Source organism: Wolbachia endosymbiont of Pentidionis agamae (assembly GCF_036711655.1).
Classification (GTDB): domain Bacteria; phylum Pseudomonadota; class Alphaproteobacteria; order Rickettsiales; family Anaplasmataceae; genus JAZHPY01.
Genome location: NZ_JAZHPY010000058.1, coordinates 1 through 6,867, shown reverse-complemented (window position 1 = coordinate 6,867; position 6,867 = coordinate 1). Strand labels below are relative to the sequence as shown.

The 6,867-nt window shown below is 29.3% G+C and carries 6 protein-coding genes and 2 pseudogenes; 4 read left to right on the top strand and 4 right to left on the bottom strand.

Annotated features, from left to right (window positions below; translation table 11 throughout):
• Positions 1–83: 83 nt before the first annotated feature.
• From V6U76_RS03870 to V6U76_RS03855, 4 genes are all read right to left on the bottom strand, one after another.
• A complete protein-coding gene (locus V6U76_RS03870; RefSeq protein ID WP_333023720.1) occupies positions 84–230 on the bottom strand; it encodes a hypothetical protein in 147 nt (48 codons plus the stop codon).
• Between the two features lie 264 nt (positions 231–494).
• Positions 495–818: a hypothetical protein gene (locus V6U76_RS03865; RefSeq protein ID WP_333023719.1), complete on the bottom strand. Its 324-nt coding sequence runs from the start codon at positions 816–818 to the stop codon at positions 495–497.
• A gap of 208 nt (positions 819–1,026) precedes the next feature.
• Positions 1,027–2,682: a hypothetical protein gene (locus tag V6U76_RS03860; protein ID WP_333023718.1), complete on the bottom strand. Its 1,656-nt coding sequence runs from the start codon at positions 2,680–2,682 to the stop codon at positions 1,027–1,029.
• 333 nt (positions 2,683–3,015) lie between these two features.
• Positions 3,016–3,972, bottom strand: a complete 957-nt coding sequence (locus V6U76_RS03855) for a hypothetical protein (protein WP_333023717.1) — start codon at positions 3,970–3,972, stop codon at positions 3,016–3,018.
• Between the two features lie 387 nt (positions 3,973–4,359).
• Here V6U76_RS03855 and V6U76_RS03840 point away from each other — a divergent pair.
• From V6U76_RS03840 to V6U76_RS03825, 4 genes and pseudogenes are all read left to right on the top strand, one after another.
• Positions 4,360–5,070 (top strand): annotated as a pseudogene (locus V6U76_RS03840) (transposase).
• Between the two features lie 675 nt (positions 5,071–5,745).
• Positions 5,746–6,330 carry an NADH-quinone oxidoreductase subunit J gene (locus V6U76_RS03835; RefSeq protein ID WP_333023716.1) on the top strand — a complete coding sequence of 195 codons (585 nt, stop codon included), beginning with the start codon at positions 5,746–5,748 and terminating at the stop codon, positions 6,328–6,330.
• The gene (gene nuoK, locus V6U76_RS03830) at positions 6,321–6,629 is read left to right on the top strand and encodes an NADH-quinone oxidoreductase subunit NuoK (protein ID WP_333023715.1); all 309 of its coding nucleotides are present in this window, start codon (positions 6,321–6,323) and stop codon (positions 6,627–6,629) included. Before V6U76_RS03835 ends, nuoK begins: the two co-directional genes overlap by 10 nt.
• Positions 6,626–6,867: pseudogene (locus tag V6U76_RS03825) on the top strand (NADH-quinone oxidoreductase subunit L); the annotation flags it as partial. The gene nuoK and the pseudogene V6U76_RS03825, both read left to right, overlap by 4 nt.

The window sequence follows — 6,867 nt, the reverse complement described above, 5'->3', positions numbered from 1 at the left end:
AAGGTTAATTTTTATATTAAAACTTTTTTACTAGATTATATTATCAACATAAAAAGCTTAACAATTTTAAAGCTTAACAATTTTTATAATACCATTGGACGCTTATCTAATGGCTGATCTATAGATACTTGTATTAGACTACTTGCTACATTACTTGCTATTGTTGGTAAACTAGAGCTTACTTGATTATCATTACACCCTGTTGCAACCTGCAATGTACTGTTATACAATTCTAATAATTGTTTTTTATGGTGTTGTATTGGTTGACGTCCTCTTTCATCAGCATTTGTAACGCTATCTACAGAAAATACTGAATGCTATCTCTGGTTGATTAACCTTTTGTAAGAGATCGGGTTGCCTAGGTATAATTCCACTAGTACTTACAGTACTACTTCTTGTATGTACTACTATTATAGTTTCTGATTCATTTTTTACTTTTTCATCGTTCCTAGTGCTAATATAATTATGAGAATTTTCTGGAGTAAGAAATAAAATCAAACGATTAAATAGTTTTTTTCATACATCTTTTTAGAGCATTCTAACACATCAAACGCAAAATTCTGATCACTACTCAGTAAATCTTTAAATTCCTTATGTATTTCACTACTTTTATTTTTTGCAAGCATAGCGTGTAATATGTAACTCATTGAACGACAATTCTTACTTTCTATAGTAGATTTTATATATTGCTGCACTTCAGCATCTTCGAGATAAGAAAATAACTTGCAAAAATCTGATTTATGACGATGACGCACTAGATTATCTAATATTGTAAATTTTTCTGGAATATTTAATTTTTTAAATTTACTTTTATGCATTTATACTACCTCACTTTTATTTATATATAATACATCAGAAAATTAATAAAAATACAAGATTAATTTGAAATTTTGAGGAACTTAATGGAGTTGGTGTTGACAACTGCTCCAGCAACGTGTTTAGTGATGAAAAATCTAACGTAAGGCTTCATAGATCTCTTAATATTTTCATATTTCTGTCATCCACAAAAGCCTATTTTTAAAAATCTTATGATACCATTGCGCGCTTAGCTAACGGTTGCTCTACAGATATTTCCTCTAGATTGCTCAGCACATTTCCACGTGCTTCATGTGGTAGATCATCGTGAGAGCTTTTGAGTAATGCATTATCAAACCTTTTTGCCAATTCTTTTCTCAAGCTAAGGGCCATACTTGCCGCATACTCCTTAGACTTAGTAACATTCTCTCGAGAATTTGTGGAATCTTCATCTAACTTATCTGAGCACTCTTTAAAATGTTCCCATATTAAAGTCCGTATATGTCTCTTCGCAATATCAATATACTGATCACCTAACTTTTCTATCACTGCTTTATCTATTGTTTCAGTGCCTACATCAAGTACATCATTATTTTCTTGTAATTGTACATTGTTTATTTGACCATGCGTTGTTGAATTATCACCAAATATCTTAGGATCCCATTCATCTGGTATTTCTATTGGTTGTATGTGACCATAAGACTTGCTATTGTTAGAAGTGCTAATACTACCTAATTTATTTAATCTTACTCTTGCAGATTGAGATATACCCCTTTTTACATATCTCTCTTTATCTTCGTTGCTTAATGAGTCAAATAAAGTCTTAAATAATTTTATATTATGGGTAGCATGATTTAATATCTGATATGCAAAATTCTTATTACTACTAAGTAGCTCTTTAAATTCTTGAATTACTTTATTCCTTCCGCCAGCTTCTTTTAAAGTACGGCTTAGGATTGAGAACATTCCCCTGCTATTCTTCCCTTCTTTTTTTACATAGTTCATATAACTCTCTTGATCTTTTTCTAATGAATCAAACAAGGTATTAAATAACTTCATATTATTATGGATAGCAAAGTTTAATATACGATATGCAAAAACCTTGTTACTGCTAAATAGCCTATTAAATTCTTGAGTTACTTTATTCTTTCCTTCAGATTCTTTTAAATCAATGCTTAAGATCATAGCCATTGCAGTTCCGTGAGTACTTTTTTTTACATCATCTCTATATTCTTTCTTTTCACGACTTTTTAGATACTTATAAAAATAATTTTTAAAACCTGTTATCTTATTACGTGATGCTAAAGAATATAATTCTGCGAATTTTTGATTTGTGGTAACTCTATTATACGTTTCAGATATACCTTGTGAGATAATAAATTCATTTGATGGATCAGAATTGTTCTTGTTAAAAATACTATCCTTTATAAAATCATTCAATCTTAGTCTTGCAGGTCGAGATATAACTTTCATATAACTCTCTTTATTTTCTTTACTTAATGAATCAAATAAAGTATCAAACAAGTATATATTGCGATAGCTAGAATAGTTTAATATCTGATATGCAAAATCCTTATTACTATTAACCAGCTTATTAAATTCTTGAATTACTTTATTCTTTCCGTTAGCTTTTTCGAAAGTACATCTTAGGATTAAGAACATTGCCCTTCTATTCGGTAATTCTTTTCTTATAGAGTCCGTATAACTCTCTTGATCTTTTTCTAATGAATTAAATAAGGTATAAAATAACTCTGTATTACGAAGGATAGCATAGTTTAATATCTTAGATGCAAAATCCTTATTACTACTAAATAGCTTTTTGAACTCTTGAATTACTTTGTTCTTTCTGTTAGATTTTTTGAAATCAATGCTTAAGATCATAGCCATTGCATGGCTGTTACGAGCCCTTTTTTTTACATTATCTTTATATTCTTTCTTTTCACTACTCGTTAGCCGACGATAAAAATTTTTAAAATCTCTTATCTTTTGATGTAATGCTAAAGAATGTAATTTTTGAATTTTTTATTCGTATTAACTGGATTAGGCATTTTATATTTCCACATACCTTTGTTATGTAAAGTATATGGACAAATTAGTGAAGCACAAGATTTATTTTTTATGTATAATTGTAAGAAATTTATGCTTCACCAATACGTTTAATGTAAGGCTTTTACATAGTAATAATATAAAAGCCCATTTAAATATCTATCACAACTTTTATTATAGCCTCGCACGTTTAGCTGACTGCTGATCTATAGATATTTCCTCTAGATTGCCTGGCAGCACATGTGTACTAACTACTCCATATTGTTGCTCTATAAATGGCATTTGTGCTTGTGCACTGTGCGACTGATAACTATATTCTGGATATTGTACACCGTGTAACTGATGACCATACCCTGGTTGTACATCTTGTGACTGTGAACTTTGCGACTGATAACTATGTTCTGGATATTGTACATCGTGCAACTGATGACCATACCCTGCTTGTACATCTTGTGACTGATGACAATGTTCTTGATAAGACTTGTCGTTGTCAGAAGTGCTAGCATCAAGCTTTATTAAATTATTTAATTTCTGTTTTGCCGTTTTAGATATAATTTTCATATAACTCTCTTTATTTTCTTTGCTCAATGAGTCTAATAAAGTGCTAAATAATAGTGCATTACGACCACCAGAACAGTCTAATATCTGATATGCAAAATTCTTATTACTACTAAGTAGCTTTTTAAATTCTTGAATTACTTTATTCCTTCCGCCAGCTTCTTTTAGGTAAATGTTTAAGATAGCACACATTATAGTGTCGTTTTTCCGTTCTTCTATAGGATTCTTATAACTCTCTCGATTTTTTTCTAGTGAATTAAATAAAATATTAAACAACTTCCTATGATTAGTATGGATAACATAGCTTAATGTCTGATATGCAAAATCCTTATCACTATTAAGTAGCTCATTAAATTCTTGAATTACTTTATTCTCTTCGTTAAATTCTTTTAAATCAATGTCTAAGATTATAGACAGTATTTTCCATTGCTTCTCTTTTTTGACATGATTTTTATATTCTTCCTTTTCGTGATCTGTTAGAGAACAATAATTTTTTTGATAATTAGGCCTGCAACGTAATGCTAAAGAATTTAATTCTTTGAATTTTTGATTTATATGAACTGGATTATGCATTTATATTACCTCACTTTTATTTATATTCAATATATCAGAAAATTAATAAAAATATAAGACTTATTAATCAAATTTTTTAAGTACTTATTTCTTATATGTAACTTTTATTAAATACTTGTAAATTATTTAGTGAGAAGTTTCTAATTTTTCTTATGTTGTTATTTATTTTGTTTACCCACTGTAAGTATTGTACTGTACTGTCTACTTGATCGTCATAATGAGTTTTTGGAAACATTAGAATTTCATATTCAAAATCATTTATCCATACTGCATTATATGGCAGAAAACTCTTCCTGACTCTATTAACCCCAGTTATGGATTAAAAAATAGATAAAAGTGTAGCTGAGGACAATAGGGGTAAACTTCAATATTTAGAGATAATTATCAATGAAAAAAGATATTACAGAACTTTACTGTTTCGTTGAGGATTTTTGTTGTGTGGTAGATAAGAATTTTGTAAACAGGCTCTTATCAAACGGCAAAAAACCTACCAAGACACCAGGAATCATGCATTCAAGAGATTCTTACAATAATACTTCTGTATCAGCAATTTAGATGCGGAGATTTTCAAATTTTTTTATATAAATTATGTAAATAATTGTGCGTTTTCAAAATTACCATCATACATAGATGCAACTTCAATTGCAGTTTGTCATAGAACCTCAAGAAACAAAGTTTTTGCTGAAATTGCAAAATTGAGTAAGAGGCTGGTTTTTCGGTTTTAAATCTCATCTAATAAAAAGAAGAAATTTAAGCACTTATGCTGATAAAAAGCAATGTTAATGATAGAAACCTATGGCAAATTTGACACAAAAATTTACTGGATTCTTATTTGGAGATATATTGCAAAAGACCTTTTTCATGTACTGTTTTATAGAGTATTAAAGTTTGTTACTCACATAAAAAAGGGTATGAAAAATGCATTAATACTACTCTCAGATTTTGCTGAGAAAAAGATCGATTGTTGAAGTTGAAATGGTTTTGGCTACCTGAAAAACAAATTTGAACTTGAGAACACTCAACATATTTTCTACTCTCGCTTCATATTCCTCAAGACTACACAAAGCCTCTGTTTCCTATACTTCCTTTATTGCCTAATCCATAGTTTGGGTTTATAAGGTGAAGGGTTAAATTTTCATCAATTTGATGAATAAGCTAACTTTCATTAATAGATATATATTACCTTTTCATAACTTAGCAACTCTCTGGTCCTAACAGAAACATTGCTAAGAAAAACCCTTTTACGGTACTTTAGAATCCAGACCGAGTAGTACTTTCATATCGTATTTTGAATGTGAATTATATTTATAACGTCACTATATATGACTATTATATCCTTCCCTTTGCCTCAGAGCGAGGGATTTTTACAATCCACGATGGGGGAAATTAAATTCCGTTGATATTTATAGCAATGAAAGCGATAAAAATTACACTGTATCAACAACACAGTTAATAAATTTATAAAAATAAGAACAACCTATAACAGGACAGTGCTAATTATCATTAGTAATTATTATCATTAGCCAAATATTGGTTAGAACATTCAAAAAGCTGCACACCAATATTTTTACTCAATTTTCAATCTATTAAACAAATATAGATACTAGATAAAACTTAAGAGATGAATTAGAAGAATCAATACAGTCAAAACTAATATATCTTGATACTACTTGTGACTCACATAATGTAAAACTATGAGTCAAATATGTAGTTTTATATTGACTTTATTGTTATAGATATTTTAAATCAAGTTAGTAATTTAGTTATAGCCCAGTGCTCTTTTCTTTAGCTTTTTATTTCTTTACAACTCTTATTATTATGTCAGCTGTCAGTGTGATTAGTGCAAAAAACCCTGTGCATTCAGTGCTGTTTCTAATTTTTACATTTATTAATTCTGCAATATTATTCATTATGATTCAAGTAGAATTTATTGCAATGATGATACTGATAGTGTATATCGGCGCAGTTGCAGTACTATTCCTTTTTGTAGTGATGATGCTTGATATGAGATTTAATCAAAGCTCAATAAAGTATATTGCTGTAAGTGTTATTCTCTCTTTAGTATTTTTATTAACCATTTTATTTGTTGTTCAGAATTCCAAACCAATTGAAACTGGTAATGTACATGAGAATCTGCATAATATAAGAGCTATAGGCAGTATATTATACACGCATTATATGTATGCTTTTCATCTTGCTGGAATTCTGTTGCTTGTTGCTATTGTTTGTGCCATTACATTAACATTGAGAGATAAAAAAGAAGGAGTAAAAAAACAAAAGTTAGTGGAGCAGTTAATGCAATCCTCAAATGTTAAACTTATTAAGGCTAAGCCTAGGGAAGGAATAGAATGGAAATAGGATTAAATCACTTTTTAATACTAGCTGCAGTTTTATTTATTATAGGAGTATGTGGTATCTTGATTAACCGTAGGAGCATAATTCATATTTTATTATCAATAGAAATTATGTTACTTGCAGTTAATGTGAACCTAGTAGCCTTTTCTGTTTTTATGAATGATATAGTTGGACAAATATTTGTTATGTTTATTTTAACTGTTGCAGCTGTGGAGTCAGTAGTAGGACTTGCAATATTGGTTGTATATTATAGAAAGTACAGCAGTATAAGTGTTGAACAAATAAATTTAATGAAAGAATGAATTTTGTCAAGTTTATAGTATTTCTACCCTTGTTTGGAGCATTATTTGCAGCTTTATCACGAAGAAGTTGCTTAAGTCAATTGGTTACTACTGCCTTTATAGGAATATCTTCAATATTATCTTGGTATTTGTTTCATACTTTTTCTGAAAGTTATACATTGATTGTATTCCCTTTGTTATCACTCAATGTTCTAAGATTAAACTGGGCAATTCACGTAGATGATAAAGCATCTACGTG

Excerpts from the sequence above, each read along its gene's own strand:
- V6U76_RS03860 (WP_333023718.1), bottom strand. The coding sequence starts at position 2,682 with ATGGCTATGATCTTAAGCATTGATTTCAAAAAATCTAACAGAAAGAAC.
- nuoK (WP_333023715.1), top strand. The coding sequence starts at position 6,321 with ATGGAAATAGGATTAAATCACTTTTTAATACTAGCTGCAGTTTTATTT.
- V6U76_RS03865 (WP_333023719.1), bottom strand. The coding sequence starts at position 818 with ATGCATAAAAGTAAATTTAAAAAATTAAATATTCCAGAAAAATTTACA.
- V6U76_RS03855 (WP_333023717.1), bottom strand. The coding sequence starts at position 3,972 with ATGCATAATCCAGTTCATATAAATCAAAAATTCAAAGAATTAAATTCT.